The organism is Candidatus Kirkpatrickella diaphorinae, assembly GCF_025736875.1.
GTDB classification, from domain to species: Bacteria; Pseudomonadota; Alphaproteobacteria; order Acetobacterales; family Acetobacteraceae; genus Sorlinia; species Sorlinia diaphorinae.
This window is the reverse complement of sequence record NZ_CP107052.1, coordinates 2,058,187-2,078,715: the sequence shown is the minus strand read 5'-3', so window position 1 is coordinate 2,078,715 and position 20,529 is coordinate 2,058,187. Positions and strand designations below refer to the sequence as shown.

The 20,529-nt window shown below is 54.9% G+C and carries 17 protein-coding genes; 2 read left to right on the top strand and 15 right to left on the bottom strand.

All coding sequences use genetic code 11. The features are described from left to right. Positions 1–1,643 precede the first annotated feature (1,643 nt). The 8 genes from N5W20_RS09135 to N5W20_RS09100 form a co-directional block, all read right to left on the bottom strand. Complete coding sequence (locus N5W20_RS09135) at positions 1,644–4,754, bottom strand: type I restriction endonuclease subunit R (protein ID WP_319806830.1); 3,111 nt, start codon at positions 4,752–4,754, stop codon at positions 1,644–1,646. Between the two features lie 46 nt (positions 4,755–4,800). Further along, a complete protein-coding gene (locus tag N5W20_RS09130) occupies positions 4,801–5,736 on the bottom strand; it encodes a DUF5655 domain-containing protein (RefSeq protein ID WP_319806829.1) in 936 nt (311 codons plus the stop codon). Continuing rightward, the gene (locus N5W20_RS09125; protein ID WP_319806828.1) at positions 5,733–7,064 is read right to left on the bottom strand and encodes a restriction endonuclease subunit S; all 1,332 of its coding nucleotides are present in this window, start codon (positions 7,062–7,064) and stop codon (positions 5,733–5,735) included. Before N5W20_RS09125 ends, N5W20_RS09130 begins: the two co-directional genes overlap by 4 nt. Beyond that, complete coding sequence (locus tag N5W20_RS09120) at positions 7,061–8,902, bottom strand: type I restriction-modification system subunit M (protein ID WP_319806827.1); 1,842 nt, start codon at positions 8,900–8,902, stop codon at positions 7,061–7,063. The genes N5W20_RS09125 and N5W20_RS09120 overlap by 4 nt, the downstream gene beginning before the upstream one ends. Beyond that, on the bottom strand, positions 8,899–9,420 hold the full coding sequence (locus tag N5W20_RS09115) for a type I restriction-modification system subunit M N-terminal domain-containing protein (RefSeq protein WP_319806826.1): 522 nt from the start codon (positions 9,418–9,420) through the stop codon (positions 8,899–8,901). The genes N5W20_RS09120 and N5W20_RS09115 overlap by 4 nt, the downstream gene beginning before the upstream one ends. A gap of 300 nt (positions 9,421–9,720) precedes the next feature. Continuing rightward, positions 9,721–10,626 carry an NAD-dependent epimerase/dehydratase family protein gene (locus tag N5W20_RS09110; RefSeq protein WP_319806825.1) on the bottom strand — a complete coding sequence of 302 codons (906 nt, stop codon included), beginning with the start codon at positions 10,624–10,626 and terminating at the stop codon, positions 9,721–9,723. 16 nt (positions 10,627–10,642) lie between these two features. Continuing rightward, positions 10,643–11,032, bottom strand: coding sequence for a cupin domain-containing protein (locus N5W20_RS09105; RefSeq protein WP_319806824.1), 390 nt, complete (start codon positions 11,030–11,032; stop codon positions 10,643–10,645). Positions 11,033–11,059: 27 nt separating this feature from the next. Beyond that, positions 11,060–11,665 (bottom strand): RrF2 family transcriptional regulator, encoded by a 606-nt coding sequence (locus N5W20_RS09100; RefSeq protein WP_319806823.1) that lies wholly within the window; start codon positions 11,663–11,665, stop codon positions 11,060–11,062. Between the two features lie 86 nt (positions 11,666–11,751). On the opposite strand from N5W20_RS09100, the gene N5W20_RS09095 reads away from it, so the two are divergent. Next, positions 11,752–12,435, top strand: a complete 684-nt coding sequence (locus N5W20_RS09095) for a Fe2+-dependent dioxygenase (RefSeq protein WP_319806822.1) — start codon at positions 11,752–11,754, stop codon at positions 12,433–12,435. Here N5W20_RS09095 and N5W20_RS09090 read toward each other — a convergent pair. The 5 genes from N5W20_RS09090 to cbiE form a co-directional block, all read right to left on the bottom strand. Then, positions 12,430–13,203 (bottom strand): tetratricopeptide repeat protein, encoded by a 774-nt coding sequence (locus tag N5W20_RS09090; RefSeq protein WP_319806821.1) that lies wholly within the window; start codon positions 13,201–13,203, stop codon positions 12,430–12,432. The two genes, N5W20_RS09095 and N5W20_RS09090, sit on opposite strands and share 6 nt — an antisense overlap. Beyond that, entirely contained in the window at positions 13,190–15,514 is a 2,325-nt protein-coding gene (locus N5W20_RS09085) for a TonB-dependent receptor (RefSeq protein ID WP_319806820.1), read from the bottom strand. Before N5W20_RS09085 ends, N5W20_RS09090 begins: the two co-directional genes overlap by 14 nt. Before the next feature lie 326 nt (positions 15,515–15,840). Continuing rightward, positions 15,841–16,599 carry a precorrin-4 C(11)-methyltransferase gene (gene cobM / locus N5W20_RS09080; protein WP_319806819.1) on the bottom strand — a complete coding sequence of 253 codons (759 nt, stop codon included), beginning with the start codon at positions 16,597–16,599 and terminating at the stop codon, positions 15,841–15,843. Further along, positions 16,596–16,973: a cobalamin biosynthesis protein gene (locus N5W20_RS09075; RefSeq protein ID WP_319806818.1), complete on the bottom strand. Its 378-nt coding sequence runs from the start codon at positions 16,971–16,973 to the stop codon at positions 16,596–16,598. The genes cobM and N5W20_RS09075 overlap by 4 nt, the downstream gene beginning before the upstream one ends. Next, entirely contained in the window at positions 16,970–18,187 is a 1,218-nt protein-coding gene (gene cbiE, locus N5W20_RS09070) for a precorrin-6y C5,15-methyltransferase (decarboxylating) subunit CbiE (RefSeq protein WP_319806817.1), read from the bottom strand. The genes N5W20_RS09075 and cbiE overlap by 4 nt, the downstream gene beginning before the upstream one ends. Positions 18,188–18,240: 53 nt before the next feature. Here cbiE and N5W20_RS09065 point away from each other — a divergent pair, with 53 nt between their 5' ends. Continuing rightward, complete coding sequence (locus N5W20_RS09065) at positions 18,241–19,038, top strand: cobalt-precorrin-6A reductase (RefSeq protein ID WP_319806816.1); 798 nt, start codon at positions 18,241–18,243, stop codon at positions 19,036–19,038. Here the strand turns inward: N5W20_RS09065 and cobJ are convergent. Continuing rightward, positions 19,008–19,763 carry a precorrin-3B C(17)-methyltransferase gene (gene cobJ, locus N5W20_RS09060; RefSeq protein ID WP_319806815.1) on the bottom strand — a complete coding sequence of 252 codons (756 nt, stop codon included), beginning with the start codon at positions 19,761–19,763 and terminating at the stop codon, positions 19,008–19,010. The genes N5W20_RS09065 and cobJ overlap by 31 nt on opposite strands. Continuing rightward, a complete protein-coding gene (locus N5W20_RS09055; protein ID WP_319807881.1) occupies positions 19,760–20,482 on the bottom strand; it encodes a precorrin-2 C(20)-methyltransferase in 723 nt (240 codons plus the stop codon). Before N5W20_RS09055 ends, cobJ begins: the two co-directional genes overlap by 4 nt. Positions 20,483–20,529 lie beyond the last annotated feature (47 nt).

Sequence of the window (20,529 nt, the reverse complement as noted above, 5' to 3'; positions counted from 1 at the left end):
TGACTGGCCTGGGTATCCCGGAGGGCAACATCTTCGAGGAAAAGATTTTTGGCGCCGTGAAATCTGATGACCGACCACTATTTGCGAAATTGCTGAGAATACTGCATCTAGGTCATGAGCAGGTCGGACTTGAGCTCGTCAGGCTCGTAAGATCCACTCTCTACACTCCGGCTGTCCGCCAGAACTTCAGGCAATAGGGCATCGCCATAACGATTCAAGAGGTTGGCACCGCTAGAGATGAGATGAAGGAAAGCCTCACGATGATCCTTCTACCCTCCCTTTGCCGAGTTCGAACGCGCCCTCATCATTGACCGCACTGAAGCTGGCTGGAAACACAAGTGTCGCGGACAATCCTAGGAAGCCATCCATGGCGCTACGGGGGGAGACCTGGACTGCCTTTGATAAGGAATGCAGGGTTGGATTGGAAACAAAACAGCGTCTTGCGACACGGATCTGCTTATTGAAGGAGTGGTAAACCCTGCTACCTTCTTGTGCAACATCTCCTGAATACCTTCGGGGTTTTCAAAGCTTCACTGAAGTGCGTTTCGAACCTGCATGGTTTTGCGTCCCACTGTCCGCACCATGGATTGCGAGTGGGGATTGTGCTCTAAAGTTTTTCTGTATATGAGCCCCATGTCTCTCCATCTCAATTTAACTTGAACTAACTTGGCAATAAAGTTGCACGTTTGGCAGAGAGGCTTCAAGTGCGAGACGAGCGTGCCAAAGCTCTCCATTGGCGTACGAAGTATATTACGCTCACTCAGGATTCAGCGTGACTGTGCTTTCCGGGGGGGGGACCTCTAATACAAGCGTGCTTACCAACTGCGTTCGAAACCCGTAATTTATCAAATTTGGAGGGCAGTCAACCGCGCGTGACAGTATAAACTTTGAATACAACCGACATGCGAAAAATCCTCAAATACCGTCCGCTCTACCGTTCACGGTTGAGTTATAAGGTAAATTACATCTTATTTAATGCATATCTATAATATAGGTAAATGTATTCTGATCATTTAAACAATAATAACTCATATAACTTTTTATCGACTCGCTAAATTACCGTTGAACGATCCTAAAGACCGTTATAAAAATCTCTCATGACGTACAAATATCCCCCAGTTCAACTGCTCGTTCCTTTGAATCTCAGGAAATGGATCAGTAAATCCGCCAAAAAAAAACGTCGGACGTTTGAAGACGAGATCATTCATCACCTCGCCATCGCGCGTGCAGACGGCGAAAAACTTCGCATGCCGATCGAATTCGATGATATTGACCCGAACGCGTCCTTCGCGGAGCTGAGGCGCTACGCGCAGCGCCTTTCAAAAGAGGTCGATGAGATTCTGCGACGATGTGAGTGGAAGGATTGAACCAGGCTTGGCTAGTAGACGGTCAACACGGCTGCTTTAGAGAGATGGGCGGAACTTACGACCCCGCCTGTTTGCGTCGCGCTGCACCTAAGGGCGCGTGGCCCGACGAGATGACCCAGCAAGCCTCGCTATGGGTGTTCAAGAATTGAACAAGGCGGCGCATGCACCTCAATCTCTAACCGCTCTCCAAGACGAAGTACTTCCCCGACCCTGACACAGTATTCAAGAGCCGTTCTGCCAACAAAACACGATCAATCGAGTATTCTCGGACCCAGGTCAGTTTTGACTTGGCCTTGCAAAATATCGCTCTCTCAAATTCTCGTAAAGTTGAGTCGGTCCGAGAAGAGAAATTTTCAGCCCTTCGAAGGTGCGTGGGCTATTCAGCGCTTGGAGACTCATCGAGCGGTGAACTTCCTGCGCGCAGATAATTGCGTCCAAAAGCGCATTATTTAAATCTGGAGAATTAGCGAATTGCTCCTTACTATTGTTAGCGGCTTGCTCCACAAGTGTCGCGTTCTCTAATAACTTGCCTTTCAAAACGCCGTTAACATAAATGAGTTGATCCTCTTCACTCAAATCGCCGTCGAAAAGACCATTAACACTTTGGATAATTTCATCCAATAAGGCCTTTTGTTTATCGTGAACGGCTCCGCTGCCGACAGCATTCATTGGGGCTAATTTCAGCGCCTCTCCATGTTCCAGATGAATGGGCTGTTTACCTTTGTTACGCAAGCTGTGATGCGACAAGGAAATTTTGGATAAGTCGACTTGGTCGCGCTCGCGACCAAAGTCCAATAGAGGGAGAAGGCGTTTGAAAAATATGAAGCGTTTCTCGTAGTCAGTATTACCATAGTCAAGTATCTGTGAAAGAAATGTATACAATCGAAAATAAGCACCCACATCCTGTTTAAAAAGATTCAATGCGTTCAAACTGTCGCGCGCAGACTGCGTGGAAAGCGCATCATTCAAGGCTTCTGAAGTCACGATCTTGGCTTGGGCCGCCTTGTAACGTTTCAATAAACGGTCAGCAACTGGCGCGATTGCGACCTGTAACTGTGATTGCGTTCCCTTCGGGTCGAGTTCGACGGATGCGACCCGCTCAACTTCAAAATTGTCGAAACATCCCGCAGCGTCGAGCTTGGAGCGCAGATCGAGTATCTGCTCAGGTTCAGTTGTCGCTTCGAGCTCCGCCGTTTCGTAGTAAGCTTTGAACGCCTTGAGAATTTCTTGAGCCTCGTTCACAAAATCGAGAATGTAAGTCGTATCTTTATCGGCGTGAGCTCGATTTAGGCGGGAAAGTGTTTGTACCGCTTGGATGCCGCCGAGTTTCTTATCAACGTACATACCGCACAGGAGTGGCTGATCAAAACCTGTCTGAAATTTGTTGGCGACGAGGAGGAGGTGATGATCCGGCTCCGCAAAGGCATCACGAATATCACGCCCATTCAGATGCGGATTAAGTTCCCTGCTGCTCTCCGTGACTGGGTCAGGGTAACTCTCCTGATCATCAACCTCGCCTGAAAACGCGACGAGAACCTGCAACGGGTATCTCTGCTCCGCAATATAAGCCCTTATGGCTTTTTGCCAACGAACGGCTTCTTTCCGGCTTGCGACGACAACCATGGCTTTGGCCTTGCCGTTCAGGAGCGGCTGGACATTCTCGCGATAATGCTCAACGACGATCTTAACTTTTTGCGCAATATTATAAGGGTGGAGGCGCACCCATTGCATAATGCCCTTCAAAGCGGCACTGCGTTCAACCTGGGTGTGATCCAACTCCTGCCCATTATGCGCAAGTTTAAATGCCATCTTATAGGTTGTGTAATTTCTCAGGACATCAAGGATGAAGCCTTCCTCTATCGCCTGACGCATGGAATAAACATGGAAGGGCGTGGGCCTGCCATCGGCGCCGGGGCGTCCGAATAATTCCAGCGTCTTCTGCTTCGGCGTCGCTGTAAAAGCAATATAGGTTAGGCCTTTAAGGTCAACGCGAGACTTCATCTGTGCGGCGAGTAGAACTTCGGTATCGACTTCGCCACCATCCTGATATTCAGCCCACTCCTCGGCCGAGAGGAGTTGTTTAAGTTTGGACGCGGCCTCACCTGTCTGGGAACTATGGGCTTCGTCCGCGATGACCGCAAATTGCTTGCCTTCTGTCGCGGCTAATTCCTGCACAGCCTGCAAAGCGAATGGAAAAGTCTGAATGGTGCACACGATGATCTTCTTGCCATTCTTGAGGGCCTGACCGAGTTGAGCACTTTTGCTACCATGCTCACGGGTAATGCTTTCCACAACACCATGTGTACGCTCGAAATCGAAGATGGCTTCCTGCAACTGCGCGTCCAGAACTGTACGATCCGACACAACCAATACGGTGTCGAAGATTTTTTTGTGATCCGTATCATGTAGATCCGCGAGAAAGTGAGCCGTCCAGGCAATGGAATTCGTTTTGCCGGAACCCGCGGAATGCTGGATCAGGTATCGCTCTCCTGCACCTTTCTCCAGCGCATCCGCCACAATCTTCCGCGTTGCGTCCAGTTGGTGGTATCGAGGAAAAATGACGCTCTTGAGCTGTTTTTTCGCATCGCGCCGTCCGATAAGGTAGCGATGCAATATATCAAGCCAACTTTCCCGCGCCCAAACTTCATCCCACAGATAAGACGTCGCAAAGCCATCGGGATTCGGCGCATTGCCGGCCCCGCCATGGTGACCGCGATTGAAGGGCAGAAATGTCGTTGACGGCCCGGTCAAGTGGGTTGTCATCCTGACCTCGGCCTGACTGACGGCAAAATGAACCAATGCTCCGCCCGGGAAACTCAGTAAAGGTTCAATCTGCCGCCCCTTCGGATGCGGATCTCGGTCAAAGCGGTATTGATCAACGGCATCTTCCACACTTTGCGTAAAGTCCGATTTCAGCTCTGCGGTGGCGACGGGCACGCCATTGACGAACAAAACCAGGTCCAGCGCGTCCTGCGGATTATTGATTGAATGACGTACCTGCCTGACGACGCGCAGTCGGTTGGCCTCGTAATTTTTCTGCGTCACTGGGTTGATCGCGAGCGCAGGCTTAAACTGTACCAAACTTAGAGGTTTTCTGAGGCCCAGCATGTCCATGCCGTGACGCAAAACATTGAGCGTTCCTTGCTCACTCAGGCATTTACGGAGGCGCTCAGCTAGTCGCACGGGCAGTGAAGGGCCGTGCATCTTCGTCAGGCTCTGCCAGCTATCGGGCTGCGTCTCCTCAAGCCACGCCAGCAGGTCAGGCATGAATAAGGCGTAGGCACGGTCATAATGCGCCGCATCACCTTCGGCATAAAGCCAGCCCTTGCGGGCTAAGGCTAGGCAGATTTCGGCCTCAAAATGATGTTCCTGATGCAGCGTGCTCATTATTTACCCTGTTTTTTCTAAATGTGCCGGTGTCGTCCGATTCAACTCAGCTCTCGCAATAGCTGCGCTCAAGGAGAGGTTTGGCCCGCTCCAGATCTTCAAGCGTTCGAATGGTTATTTCCAGATTGCCGGTGCCCCAATGTCCGACATGGGTCACATCCCGACTAAAACCCTCTTCCAAAGAGACGGAAGCCGGATCAATCGACAGTGTGATTAGAAGGCGATGCGCCTGGACCACGATGCATGCGAAATTTTTCAGGCGTCTGAAGGCCGTGTAGAGTTTGAGGTGCTTTTCCTGAACGTCATCACCGAGGCTGTTGAGGTAGCTGGCAGTCTGCGTGTAAAGCTCCCGAAGCGGGTCGGAGCCCATCTCGAGCCATTCTTCGACAGATCTGTCCTTGCCATGCGTCGTCAAGCCATGCGGCGCACCCGATGCAGATTTGGAAGTCGTCTCTTTAGACGAAGTGGCATCGGGCACCGTTTGAGAATTGACGAGTTCCAGCAACAGCAATTCTTCATCGAACAATTTGTAACGCAGCAATTCAATATTTCGTGGGATCTGCTGAACGGCATACTGATCATAACGCGTAAAGTCAGCGGCAATGCAGACGAGGCGTGTCCCCATCCACTCGATCTGGTCGGCAGCGTCCTTGCCCAGTTTTTCCATGACGAGCCATCGAAACTCGGCCCGATGGTCCAAAAGCCAATCCAAATAGAAAAGCCCTTGATTGATGACATTCTCATTATTGTGTCGTTTATATTCAATGATGACCGGGTAGCCATTTTCATCCAGTCCAAGGGAGTCGATGCGCCCCTTATGCGTCTTGCCAGTCTTATATTCGCTGGCAAGAAAGCGCACACCGAGGCAGACTGACATATTGGCTTCAAGCAAACTCTGTAACGCGCGCTCCAGCTTCGCGGCCTGACTGGGTAACTCAGTCGCCACGCCGTTGGAAAGGCGGAAAAGCTGGATGTCGGTCACGCAGCCTGCTCTTCAGAAAGCGCGTTACGAACGTCGATCTTACCTGTGACGGCGGCGGCTATGAGGGCGCTACGGCGTTCCTTGAGGAGCTCGGAAAGCTTTTTCTGCGCCGCGACGAGCGCATCAATTTTCCCGGTCTCTTTATCGAGGAACGTTGCGATCGCGGTTTGCTCCTCGCGGGAGGGAAAAGGCAAAGATAATTTTCCTAAATCCGTCGCTGTTATTGCGGGATAACTCACCCCTGTCGATCGACAAATCACTTCATCAATAAAGTAGTCGCTTTGCAGACAAAACTTTGCAAATTCTTTTTGTAAATCGATCGTCGGGCGGATCACCGCAAAACCCGTGGATACAACAAAATTTGCAAAATCTGAAGAGATGGACGTGATTGCTTTCAAATATGTTCTAACAGTCGAGACTATTACATCACCTTGTTTGACTAATCTTCTCGCTCGGGACGGAGCATCAGCAAATTGAAATGTGTCAATCTTACGAATTCCACCCTCCAAACTGACACTACCGATGTCGATATAATTTATGTGACACGATGGGTTTGTGGATTCGGGCAAAACGTTGTCGTTTATTGTCGCGACCGACTTGATCGGGTTAACCTCCCAATGCGCAGGCACCTTGCCGAGCCATGCGATGCCGAAATCTTTCATAGGGGCGTCGGGGTTGAGGCCGCGGGTCACGGCGTGGGAGATGGTGGCCTGACGTTTTTCCGCCAACAATGCGAGAAGCTTCTCCTGCGCCGCAATCAGCGCATCAATTTTCCCTGTCTCCCGATCAAGGAAAGCCGCGATAGCGGTCTGCTCAAACTTGCTAGGATAGGGAGTGTGGAAAGCTCCCAACGCATCGCCGGAAATTTCTGAAAATGTCGTTCCCTTTCCATATAAATTAAGGCTCTTCGTGCAAATCGATAAATAGTACGCAAAGTATAAGGAAAGGTCATTCTGCTTCGGCACAAGTGCTTTACAACCTTGATTAGTGCAAAGTTCAATAGTTGATATTGCCAAATATCCGATAGGCGCCCGCGTCGAGAGGACAATTGACCCCGCCGGGACTAAGGAAGCTGCACATGACTCCAGCCCCAAACGAGTTATTCTGCGTATTGACCTAAAAACAAATAGAGACGTTAAGCTACTCAGGTCCGCAGGGCTTATCCAAACTATTTCTCCATTCCAATACGAAGGTTCGTCAGATTTCGGAGTGGAACCTCCGACTATGCAGAAAATCGTTTTGAGACGATCAATAGTCCAATGCGCCGGCACCTTGCCAAGCCACGCAACACCACTCTCCCGATACTCCGGATAAGCAGGCAATCTCATCCCACCAACTCCCCCAGCATCGTCATGATGTTGGCGGCGACCGCTTTCAGTTCCTCGTCGATTTCATGCAGCTCACGCGGGGGCTCAAATACATAGAAATGTCGGTTGAAGGGTATTTCGTAGCCCACTTTGCTCCGGGCCTCGTCAATCCATGCATCGGGCGCGTGCGGCAAAACCTCGCGGGCGAAATAAGCACCGATATCGTCAGAAAGCGGAATATTCTCCGTATCCCGCAATGTCGTGTCGGGTTGCTTCTTCCCCTTCTGTTTGCCTTTAACGCCCAGCACGATTGCACCCTGCTCATCGCGCAGCGGGCGTTCAACCGTCACCGTCGTGAAGCCGAAATCCCGATTGCGGAAGATGCGGGAAATCGGCTTCCGCTTCACCTTGCCGCCATCCGGCGCATCTGGCGCGGCCTCGCCTTCGCGCACAATGGAAGAGCTGACCTCTTTGCCCTCAGCATCCAGCACGGTCGCCTGTTCAGCTTCGATAAAAGCGCCGAATAAGGTGGTGACGTCGTCAATCTGCGCGTCGCTCATTTCCTTACGCTTGCTGCCGAGGCTCTTGCGCATTTTCTGCCAGAAATGCGACGCGTCGATCAGCTGCACCAAGCCTTTGCGCTGTTCCGGCTTCTTATTGGAGAGGATCCACACGTAAGTGGCGATGCCGGTATTATAGAACATGTCCGTCGGCAGGCCGATAATGGCTTCGACCAGGTCATTCTCCAGCACATATCGCCGGATTTCGGACTCGCCTGACCCCGCGCCACCAGTAAATAGAGGTGAGCCATTCAGGACAATTCCGAAGCGGCTTCCACCATCGCTTGCCGGGCGCATCTTGCTGATAAGATGCAGGAGGAAAAGCATGGACCCATCCGACACGCGCGGCAGGCCGGGGCCGAAGCGACCATCAAAGCCTCTTTGCTCATGCTCTTTGCGGATGATTTTCTCGACCTTCTTCCACTCCACGCCGAAGGGTGGATTGGAGAGCATGTAATCGAATTTCTTCCCCTCATGCCCGTCGTCAGACAGGGTATTCCCGGCGATGATATTGCCGATTTCCTGGCCTTTGATGAGTATATCCGCCTTGCAGATGGCGTAGGATTCCGGATTGAGCTCCTGACCAAACATTGTCAAGCGTGCCTTCGGATTATGTTGCCGCAGAAACGCCTCAGCCTCCGTGAGCATACCGCCTGTGCCTGCTGTCGGGTCGTAAATTGTGCGGACGATTGCTTTGCCGGAGCTCAATACATCATCGTCTTCGATGAAGATGAGATTGACCATGAGGCGGATGACTTCACGCGGGGTGAAATGCTCCCCGGCCGTTTCATTCGAGATCTCCGAGAATTTGCGGATCAGTTCTTCAAACACCAATCCCATCTGAGCATTATCGACGGTATCAGGATGAAGGTCGATTTTGGTGAATTTCTCCGTCACCAGATAGAGCAGATCTGATTTGGCAAGACGCTCTATCTGGACGTAAAAATCGAAGCTCTCAAATATATCCCGCGCACTCTCGGAGAAGGCCTGGATGTAATTATATAGGTTTTGCCGGATATGATCCTGATCGCCCAGCAGCTTTTCAAGATCGAGTGGCGACGTGTTGAAGAAGGATTGGCCGGCCTTCGCCCTCAGGAAGTGCGAGGGGTCGCGCATTCCGGCTTCAGTCCTGGCTTTGAATTCCGCCAGAACTGCCGGTTTGGTCTTTTGCAACACACAGTCCAGACGGCGAAGAACTGTGAAAGGAAGGATGACCCGTCCATATTCGGACTGTTTATAATCCCCACGCAATAAATTAGCGACCGACCAAATAAATGAGGAGAGAGCCTGATGATTCATGGGTGCGACATCAGGCTTATTCTGGCGCAGGACGAGGTGGCGCCTATCGCCTCCTTCCAAAAAAATTCACAATTTTCAATGTCGTCGTCATAGCGCAGAGTGGTATTTATCTGCTTCTCATCCCCAAGTCGGTCGGAATTGAAGCTAATATCCTGAAAGACGCTTTTCCCAGCATCTCTGAGCTTCGTGCCATTATTTTCCTCAATAGCATGTAGCGCCTTGTCGATGCGTTCCCCACTTCCCGGACTATGACGCTGCTCATAGAGCGCGTAGAAGCTGGCTCCCCGCGGCAGGGCAAAACGCTCCTCCCGCAAGTACATGTCAATCAGTTCTTTGTCGTTACTAAATTTCTTTTCAATTTTTTCATAGTGGTCCAGACAGACATCTGAAATGTATTTGAGGAATAACATCGTCAATACATAGTCTCGGTATGCGTCCGGGCTGATCGTCCCTCTAAAAACATTGCAGACGTTCCACAATGCCTTGTTGATCGAGTCCTGTGATAATTTTTGACTCATAAGCACCCTTCCTGTCTCTGACTTGCCTCAAGGCAATTTGCGCCAGATTCAGGCGCTGCATCGACAGTAATAATGCTTTTTCGTCAACAGTAAATTTATGGGGGCGGCATGGAGAGGGTCGGTCAGGATCGACCTTTTGGCGGCAGCCCGCGGTCACCCTGGCTTAGCTGAGGTCGATCCTGACGCGAAAAAACATTCACATCCGCGTGATCACTGCACGAGCTGAAATTTCCTGGGGGTCATTAAGCAGTGAAACTCTTTTTAACGCGGATGACGTCCCCGCCCCCTCCCCCTGACACCTCACCCCAACCAAACCAACCGCCTCGGTCGCAGGCCCAGCACCTCCTCCGCCTTCCGGTTGCACGCGCCGGAAAGTTCGTTCTGGTAGTAAACCCCCTCCTCCCCCAGCAGCTTCAGCGCTTCCTGCGTGTCGAGGCGGGGTGGGGGTGGGGCCTGGATCCATTGGGCGTAGGCGGGGAGCCAGTCGGCGATTTTCGTTGATTCGCCATCCACCACATTATAAGTCCCCGCCGGTGCGGTCAGGGCGGCGACAGTGGCCTGGGCGGCGTCATCGACGTGGATGAAGGAGAATACGCCCCGCCCTTCCCCGGCCAACGCCACTTCACCCCGCGCCACATGCTGGCTGAAAGCCCCGTCCTGCCAATACCACGTGCCCGGCCCGTAAAAGAACCCATAGCGCAGCGCCACACCTTCCATTGGGGCGGCATTTAAAACCCGCTCTTCCAGGGCAGCATACATACGGGCGCTGTCGCTGATCGTGCCGGGGGCGTTGATTTTGAGGGGGGAGTCTTCCGTCGCCAGCCCGTCGCCGCCCTCCAGGTAAAACCCGCAAGATTGCTGGATATAACGCTTTACGCCGTTGGCCTTCGCCGCCGCGAAGACATGCCCGCCCCCTTCCAGGCGCAATGTGCGATCCGCCGGGAGGCGCTTGGGCAAGTCAAAGGGGCTGGCCGGAAGGGAGGTGAGCTGGTCAATCACCACATCCGGGCGGATCTGCGCCATAAGCGAGAACATCGCTTCACGGTCAAGCGCGTCACCTTTAACGCCCTGCGCGCCGAGCTTTTCCAGTGCCGTGAGGCTTTCGGGACGATGGGCCATGCCCCAGACCTCATGCCCGGCCGCGCGCAATTGCGTGATGAGCGGACGCCCTAAAGCGCCACTGGCGCCGGCAACGAAAATTTTCATGGTACGATATCTTGTTTCAATGCGCCGGCATGACAAAAGGGGCCGTCTTATCTTTGACGAAAAACGCGATGAAGCGCGCGGGCGCGGTCTGGCTGGCATTGCGCCCGACGATATGGACATCATCCGGCCCTTCAAAGAAGCTCTGACCCGCTTTAAGCGTCACTGGCGCATGGCCTTTGACCTGCATCACGACGCTCCCTTTCAACACATAGACGAAGACGGAAGCATGATGCCGATGCACCGGGTCTGAACCGCCGGGCGGGTAATCCACCGTCAGCATTGCGCCTTCCTTACCCGAGATGCCTTGCAGGTCTCGGGTGATGAGGGGGGTAACTTTCGTTTCCGCATGAAGGGCCGGGGCCCAGAAGCTGGCGGCTAACGCGCCGAGAGCGAACAATTTACGCATGTTCAACTTTCCTATTTTGTGGGACGGTCAAGTAAGGGCTGACCGTCTTTGCTGCCTGACTTTGCTGGTGCGACGAGTCTGCGCCCGTTCTTCAAACCATGATTGCGCCGCGTCCAGAAATGGCGGCGGGGCCTTGTCCCGGACGGATGTGGCAAGTGCCGCAAGAGATGTCTGCGCCAGCTCCTGCCGCATGGCCTGTTCCGCCCGCAACATCACATGGTGGATCGCACAGACGCCCTGCGTCGCCCATGAGGGCGGACGGTCATTAAACAAGGCGCAGCGACCGCGAATTTCCTGACAATTGAAAAGGCTTTTTTCGCCCCCCACCGCATCGACGACGTCTAATACGGATATCGCTTCGGCGGGTTTCGCAAGCTGATACCCACCCCGCAAACCCTCGGACGCGCTCAGGAGACCGGCCTTCTCTAATTTGGGCAGTAACTTCGCCGTAAAGGCCGCCGGAATGCCTTGTAATTCCGCCAGGTCAAGACTGCTGACAGGTTCGGGGTGATCCACCAGCCAGAGGAGGCTGTGCAGGACATATTCAGTGCTTGCGCCGTAAAGTGACATACGCGGATGATACGAGTCCGCGTTTTGGAATGCAAGGGGGTATTGTGGGATCAGGCCGCTCATACCAACCCCCTTGCCCCCGCCCCCACAACGGGTTAATTAAGAATGCGTCGCACTTACAGTGCTAAATTACCCGTTGAGAATAAAACATGCTCCTCACCATCCCCAACATCCTCACCTCGGAGGAAGTCGCTTATTGCCGCAAACTTTTGGAAGCATCACCCTGGGTGGATGGACGCGTGACGGCGGGGGAGCAATCGGCGAAGGCGAAGCGTAACCTGCAAATTCCGCAGGACTCGGAAGTCAGCGAGACGTTGGGGGAGCTTATTCTGAAAGCGCTGGGTCGCAGCCCGGCATTTAACAGTTTTGCCCTCCCCTATCGCGTGTTCCCGCCGCTCTTCAACCGATATGACGCGGGCATGCATTTCGGTTACCACGTCGATAATGCCGTTCGCCCTATTCCGGGCGCAGGGATGCGGATCCGCACAGATGTGTCCTCAACGATTTTCCTTACCGACCCCGATCGTTATGAGGGGGGCGCATTGGAAATCCAGGACACGTATAACGTGCATTCAGTCAAACTGCCGGCGGGGCATATGGTGGTGTATCCTGCCTCCAGCCTGCATCGCGTCTCACCCATCACCCAAGGCAGTCGATGGGCGTCATTTTTCTGGTCTCAATCCATGGTGCGGGATGACGCCAAACGCAGCCTGCTTTACGAATTTGATTGTTCAATCATCGAAACACGCAAGGCTCTTTCGGACGATAATCCGGCCGTGTTGGGCCTGACCAATACGTACCATAACCTCCTTCGGCAATGGGCTGAATTATAGCGCCCCGTGCCGCGCCGAAGCGGACGAACTCAGAGCCATGACGGGACCCAGAATTGCGTCCTCCGCGCAGATCGCTGCGAGGCCGGGATAGGCGGCGGTCAGATCGCCAATATGTTTCGCCAGATCACTTTGTCCCAGCTCAGCAGCCCGGCGCATTTGCGCCACCGCCTCCCGCCGCGCACCGGATGCGAGGAGGCACCGCGCCGCATTCAGCGCTGCCCAGCCATCGCCTGCTTCAGCCCCGCCGAGATAAAGCTCCAATGCCTGCGCCGGGTCACGCTGGCCACACAGACCACGCTCGCAAATCAGACCGATCATATTCAGCGCCTTACTGACACCCCTTCCGGCCGCCGCCATATAAAGCCTTAGGGCCAGGATATTATCCCGGGCACATCCATCTCCTTTCAAAGTCAAATCGGCGAGATTGAACATTGCCCACCCGTCACCACCCTTTGCGCTTTGCTGAAAAAGCCGGGCGGCGCGGGAGGGATGACGTCGGCAGCCCCATCCGCGCTCATAGGCGCGTCCCAGCATATTCACCGCATGCGGATGCCGGGACCGCGCCGCTTTTTCAAAAAAGATGAGGGCCTGATCCATCGCACCAGCGTCAAGCTGCTTCTGGCCGAGCACCAGAAGCGCCTGAATGGACGCTTCCGGCGGGGACGCACCATAAGGTGCGGTATCGAGCCAATCCAATGCCGGGGCGACATGCGCATCGCCCTCCCGCAATGGCGGAAGGGCGGCCTCCAGCAGGTCAGAAAGCGACACCGACGGACCCGATAAAGGTGCGGCCCGGAAGCGGCACAGCGCGACTGGCATTAAAGGCTGAACCGTAATTGACGCGGTTGGTCAGGTTATTGGCGTTGAACTGCACATGGTAACGCCCGATATCGTAAGTGATGATGCCATTGAGGAAGAAATTATAAGGCATCCGTGCTGTATTGGCATTATCCGCCCAGTAAGCTGAAGCATATTGCGCCCCACCACCTGCAGACAAACGCCCCCATTTTTTCGGCAGGATCAGGCTCGAAATATCGTAAGTGCTCCAGACGGAGAAGGTGTTATGCGGCAATTGCGGGGCCGTGTTTTTGCGATAAGCATCGCTGTTCTGGATGGTGCCGGTCATGTAGGCGTAAGAGCCATAAACATCCCATTTATCGGTGAGTTTACCCGTCATCGATAATTCCGCCCCGCGGATCAGACGGCCCGTGCCCGCATCGGAAAACCCAGTGAGGATGCCGCCATATTCATCGAAGGTGAAAGAGTTGTTTTGATTGATCTGGAACAGCGCGGCGGTCATGCCAAGACGCCTGTTGAAGAAGTTCATTTTGCTGCCAACCTCAAAAAGGTCTGACCGCTGGGGTTTCAGATCAACGCCATTTGTCGGCGTGTCACTGACATTCCTGAAGGTGGTCTGTGCAGAAACATCGGTCCCGACAGGTTTATAGGAGCGGGAGAAGGTGAAATACAGATTGACGCGGTGGTTAATGTTATAAATCAAGCTCGCGGAAGGGCTGAAGGAATTATTATGACCCCGCTGCACCCCACTCGCTGCGGCAGCCGAGCTCCAGTAACTGGACTGATAATCATCCCAGCGCAATGCGCCGAAAAGAGAGAGTTTTTTCGAGAGGTCAATCTTATCCGCGATAAACAGGCCGAGATCCCGGAAATCAGCCGTGCGGTCGCCTGATGAGGGATATGTCAGATAGGTTTGCGGATAACTGAATTGCGGCGCGCGCATTCGTTGATTATTCACGCGGTTGACGAAAGTCGCGTAAGTCCGGTTATCCTTCGTATATTGGATATCAACACCCGCATTAAGGTGATGGGTCAGGAAAGCGGTTTTGAACTTGGCCTTACCCATGGTGATGTTCTGCAAGCCGTAACCATTCTGCAAATATCCCAGCCCACCCCCGGCTCCGTAGGACATGACAGGGTTGCCACCTGCTAGGAATGTCGGCGCACAATTCGTTTTATCTGTGCAGGCCCCCGGTGTCGACGCGGAAAAATCACGGTCATAATGTGAGAAGCGTGTATTATTGCTGAGCGTCAACCAGTCTGAGATTTTAGAACTGAGTTGTGATGTGACCATATGAATATTTGAGTCATCGCGATTAAAGTCGCGCGCGTAACTCGTATCGCGGCCAAGCCCATATTCCGTCGCCGGGTGGTATAATCTGCCAACCTGTAACATGCCGACGCCCTGATCCGACATGCCGCGATTACCCAGCCACTGGTAGTTAAGGTGGTAGGTCGTCTTCGTCCCCAGCCCGAGCCCGAGATCCGCCGCGACGCCGTAGCGGTCCGTGCGGATATTGTCACGGTCTGCGACATTCTGCTTGTTATACATGCCGTTGACGCGCAGCGCCTCATGCTCACCCAGGCGATAATTAGCGTCAACCGTCCCGCGATATTGCATACCGCTTCCGAAGGCCTGCGTCGCATTACCGCCTGATTTGAGATTGGCGTGTTTCAACTCATTATTGATGATGCCGCCGACATTCCCCGCGCCGAAATATTGGCCGCTCGCACCTTTGATTACCTCGACATTATCCGTGTTGAACACGTCACGCACATAAACGCCGAAATCTTTTAACCCGTCCTGATAAATATCGCCGCGCGCCTGCTGGCCCCTGATGCGAAACTGGTCACCCACCGGGCCGCCATTTCCTTCACCGCTGGACATCGTTATTCCCGGAACGTTGGAGAGGGCCTGATCAAGCGTGTAGATCTGCTGCTGCTGAATAAGTTCATGCGGCACAACGTTGATCTGCTGCGGCGTATCGAACACGCTGGCGGGCATACGATCAACATGCAGTAACGTGTCATTCGTGTTGCTCATATCCGCGACGAAGGATGATTTGTGACTTTGGACATCAAGGTCCGGCAATGAAGGGGCGGATTGCTTTGTATTGCGATCTTCCGCGTCGGATCTCGCCTCGGCCTCCCCCACTTCAAGCGCACCTGCCCCGGCTGACAGGGCCAGAAATAACAATTTTGAAAGTTTAGGTCCGTGCTGCGCCTTCCCTGAGCGTGACGCTTTGCCGCGCGTCCTGGGCAGCTCCTGATGATCAACCATTTGCGTTTCCTGACCTTGCTGAAGTTTGTTTTTAAGGCATTCGGCGGCAATGCTTCACCGGGAAGCGCCGAAATACGACTCACTCGTTTTTCATCCAGCAAGGGAGTTTTTGCAAATGGTTCTTAGTATCAAATTAAAACAATTTTATGACTGTGTGTTTTTCCAGCATCACGCCGGCCGCCCGCACGTCATGCTTGGGCTGAACAATCGCACCGTCAGTCGAGCGCGAATGACGGGACGTGTATCGATTTCCGATCTATTGAGGATTGTCTGTCACAGATTCACGGCAGGAGAAGACCGTATCGGCCGGGCGCGATGCCCTTTTCTCAGGGCCGGAATTGCCGCCGGTAATCCGGGTGATAAAGGGCGCTTTCGCTTTCCTGCGTCGCGTGCGGGTCAAGGGCCCGGCCGACAAAAATAATCGCCGTGCGCGTCACTGGCGCGCGCGCGAAGATTTCAGAAATTGTCGCGAGGCTTCCCGTGAAACGGCGTTCCTGCGCGGTGGCGGCATGGGCGATGATGGCGACGGGACAGTCACTGCCATAAATAGGGTTTAAGCACGCAATAATGTCATCAAGGCGGTGAATGGCGAGATGGATGGCCAGAGTCGCCCCCGTTTGCGCGTACGTTGCAAGTTGCTCAGCCGCGGGCATCGGCGAGGCACGGCCTGAAATGCGCGTCAGAATAACGGTCTGCGCCACGCGCGGGACAGTCAGCTCAACGCCCAATTGTGCAGCCGCCGCGGCAAAAGCCGGGACGCCGGGCGTGACAGTATAAGGAATGCCATGTTTCTGCAGACGCCTGATCTGTTCAGACATCGCACTATAAATTGATAAATCGCCGGAATGAAGCCGCGCAACGTCCTTGCCGAGACGATGGGCTTCCACATATTCAGCTTCAATCTCATCAAGACATAGGGGCGCCGTGTCCACGAGACGGGCATCCTCACGACAGAAACTCAGGACATCGTCAGGCACGATGGATCCGGCATAAAGGCAGATCGGTGCTTCACGCAGCAGCTTCACCGCGCGCAGCGTCAGTAAATCCGCCGCACCCGGCCCCGCTCCGATGAAATGCACCGTCATAAAGGTCTCCCTTCTAAGGATGCGCAGGCACATGTGACGGAAAATGCGCTGAGGCGCGGCCCGGCCAGGACGGCCCCCTCCCCGGATGCTGCCAGCGCGCAACCCTCCGCCACGGCGGAAAACCCGACTTTATCGCGCGCAAGTTGCGAATGTGACAGGCACAAATGCTGGACCGAGGCGAGCTTCAGCGCATCGATTTCAAAAACAGGCAGGCCGGTTTGACGCAAAACTGCCTGTAACGCAACGTGATCACGCCGGAAAAACGGATAAGCCAAACCATCGGGAAGGCCCCATTTCTGCGAAGCAGCATGGAGCGCCCCCCAAATGGCCTGGCCATTGACCTGGATACGACAGGCGACACCAAAAATTTTCACGACTTGACCAGACGATATTGCGTGACGGGCATGGCAGGCCGGAAGCCATGAAACCCGCCAATCGCTTCTGCTCGTGAAATCAAAATGCGGTCGAGCCGCCCGCCCCATTGATGAAACGCCCTCATTAAAGCGGCTTCGCCTTCCATCGTGACCGCATTGCAGACCAGACGCCCTTGAGGGCGCAACTGGTCATACGCCCATTGCAACATATGCGGCGCACTCACGCCTCCTCCGATAAAAACAGCATCCGGTTTCAGCAGATCGGGGACATTGTCAGGTAGCGTTGCCTCCAACAGGTGGAGTCCAGGCACGCCCATCCGCCGCGCATTTTTTGCGATGAGGTCAAGGCGGGACTTGTTCTTCTCAAAGGCGATGGCGCTGTTGGTCGGGTGCCTTAGCATCCATTCAATGGCGACAGAGCCGGAACCCGCCCCAATATCCCACAGACACTCACCCTGCCGTGGGGCTAGGCTGCTAAGGGTCACGGCCCGGATTTCACGCTTGGTGAGTTGTCCATCCGTCAGGTAGAACGCGTCTTCCAACCCGGCACAGAGGGGGATGATACGTGCCCCGGGCTGGGCATGAAGATGAACCGCTAGCAAATTGAGCGGCGCGATGTCATCGGGTGGCCCTGAAGCGGCGATGAAATGCCTGACCCGCTCCCTCTCACCCCCGAGATGTTCCATCACATTGACGTCGCTTTCCCCGAAACCGCCGTCACAGAGTTGCGCACATATCTGCGCGGGGGAATGTTGATCAGCGCTGAGGATCAGCAGGCGGGCATCATCCTGCAAATGAGGCTGGATCAAAAGCGGGTCACGCCCACATATAGAGAGCACGCGCGTCGTCTGCGTTGACCAACGCATAATGGAACATGCCAGAGAGACACTTGATATGGCGGGAAACACCTCCATCTCGGCCTGATCAAAAATCTCCGCCATCATGGTGCCGATGCCGAACAGAAAGGGATCGCCTGACGCCAGAATAACCGTGTCCGGCTGTTTCCGCGCGCGAATATCCGCAAGGGCCTGCCGCAAATCACCCGTCCATTCCCTGTAATCCGTCTGCGTTGCGTGAGGGATAAGCGCCAGATGACGCTTTGCGCCATGCACCTGTCGGGCATTCTCCAAACGCGCGCGGGCTGGAGGCGTCAGCCCGGCCACGCCGTCCTCACCAATGCCGATGAGGCTCAACCAGGGGGCTGACGCCGTCAAACGCGAAACACCTTGAGCATCAATGCGAGACGCGGCATGGAGGAGAGGAGAAGATGAGAGAGAACATGAAAATCCTGATATTGGGCGGCACGAGAGAGGCGCGCCTGCTTGCTGAAGACCCGCACGTTCCGCAACAGGCACGTTTTATATTTTCTCTCGCGGGGGTAACGCAAGCGCCGGATTTGCCGCACGTTCAGACGCGCCTTGGTGGGTTCGGCGGTATTGAGGGCCTGATCGCTTATCTCAAGCGGGAAAATATTGCCGCCGTGATTGACGCGACCCATCCCTTCGCCGCGCGCATCAGCCATCATGCTGCCGCCGCCTGCGCGGCAACTTGCCGTCCGATATTACGACTCGGTCGACCTGCTTGGCGGAAACAGCCGGGAGATCATTGGGTGGATGTCGCCACCTTGAATGACGCGATCCCGGCGCTCGGCATGGCGTCATGTCGCGTATTGCTGACAACGGGGCGGCAGCATGTCGCACCTTTCATGGCGGCACCGCAGCATCGTTATTTCCTGAGGTCGATCGAACCGGTTTCACAAAATCTTCCCGCGTTCTTCGAGACGATCATCGCGCGCCCGCCTTTCACGTTGGAGGATGAACTTGCCCTTTTCACGCTTTTAAAGATCGATACGCTCGTCACGAAAAATAGTGGTGCGCCCGCCATCGCCGCAAAACTGGACGCTGCGCGACAGCTCGGACTGCGCGTGGTCATGATCAACCGCCCGCCTCTCCCCCCCATCGAGGAAGTCAGCACGATCGAAGGCGCGCTTCAGTGGGTGGCCCGGCTTGCTTCAGAAGATCAAGGGGCGAGTAGTCACGCCTCTGACACGCTGCGCGGCGTGTAGAGCCACGCTTTGCCGTCCGGTCGCGCAACGCGGCGTGTGGATCGCGCACCGATCAGAACAAGCGTCGCCATATCGGCCTGTTGGGCCTCGCAGTCAGCGAGGGTCGATAATTCCAGCCGCTCATCCGGCCGGGTCACGTGGTGGGCGAAGGCGACTTCCGTCTCCGGCGGCAGAATGGTGCGCAGGCAGTCAAACGCGTTCGCCAACTGGTCCGGCCGCGCGCGGGACCTCGCATTGTAAAGTGCAATGACGAAATCCCCCTGCGCCGCCGCGATGAGGCGTTTCTCAATAACGGCCCATGGCTTCAGATTATCGGAGAGGGACATAATAACGAAGTCATTGCCAAGCGGCGCCCCCAGGCGTGAAGCTGCCGCAAGAACGGCCGTCACGCCCGGCACGATTTTAACGTCAACCGCGCGCCATGCGGCCGGGCCAGTCTCCATCGCTTCAAAAAGCGCGCTCGCCATGCCGAAAACACCAGCATCCCCCCCGGAGATCAGGGCGACCCCGCCCTTATTCTCCGCAGCCGCCAGGGCCTGACGCGCGCGCGCCACCTCATCGCCATTATCGGAGGCATGGCACGTAAACGCCCCCAAAGGCTGGATACGCGAGAGGTATGGCCCGTACCCATAAACATGCGTGACCGCGCCGAGCGCCTCCCGCGCTTCCGGCGTGAGGAGGTCGAGGCTTCCAGGCCCGATGCCGATAACGTAAAGCCGACTCATCGCACGCGTTTCCGCCCGGGCAGAAGCACCATCGAGAAGTAAGGCGCGCGCTCAGGCGCCTCCGGGAAAGGCACGATGCGTTGCTGGGGCCGTGAGCCATGCTCCACATAAATGGCCGACGCGGCAAGGCCCAACGCCGTCAGGACGCGCCGTAATTTTGGCATATTGCGCCCTAATTTCATGAAAACAAACGCATCACCCGCCTGCGTGAGTTGGCGCAGACGCGCCTCGCTGAGCGTGCAGGGCAGCACGGTCAGGATATCATCGCCATGCACCATTGGCAGGCGTGCTGCAGACCAGCATCCGCTCATACCGGTGACACCGGGCACGATCTCGCTTTCAAAGCGCTCGGACAGGCGGTCATGGAGATACATGGCGGAACCGTAAAGGAAGGGATCCCCCTCGCAGAGAAGCGTGACATCACGCCCCTCATCGAGATGCACTGCCATTTCCCGGGCGCAATGATCATAAAACTCACGGATTTCACGCATATATCGTGCGTCCGTCACCGCGACACCTGTCGTGAAGGGATAGACAAATTGCAGAAGGTGGGCGTCGGGCGCGATATATGCCTTGGCCGTCATGTAAGCCCGTCCGGCGCTATTTGCCGCGCAGAAATAGGCGATGATCGGCGCGGATGCGATGTGACGCGCTGCTTTCACGGTCAGTAATTCCGGGTCTCCCGGCCCGACACCGATAATGACCAGCTTCCCCGTCATGGTTTGAGAGCGCCCGAGATTTGTGCCAATTTTGCTGAACCCCACGG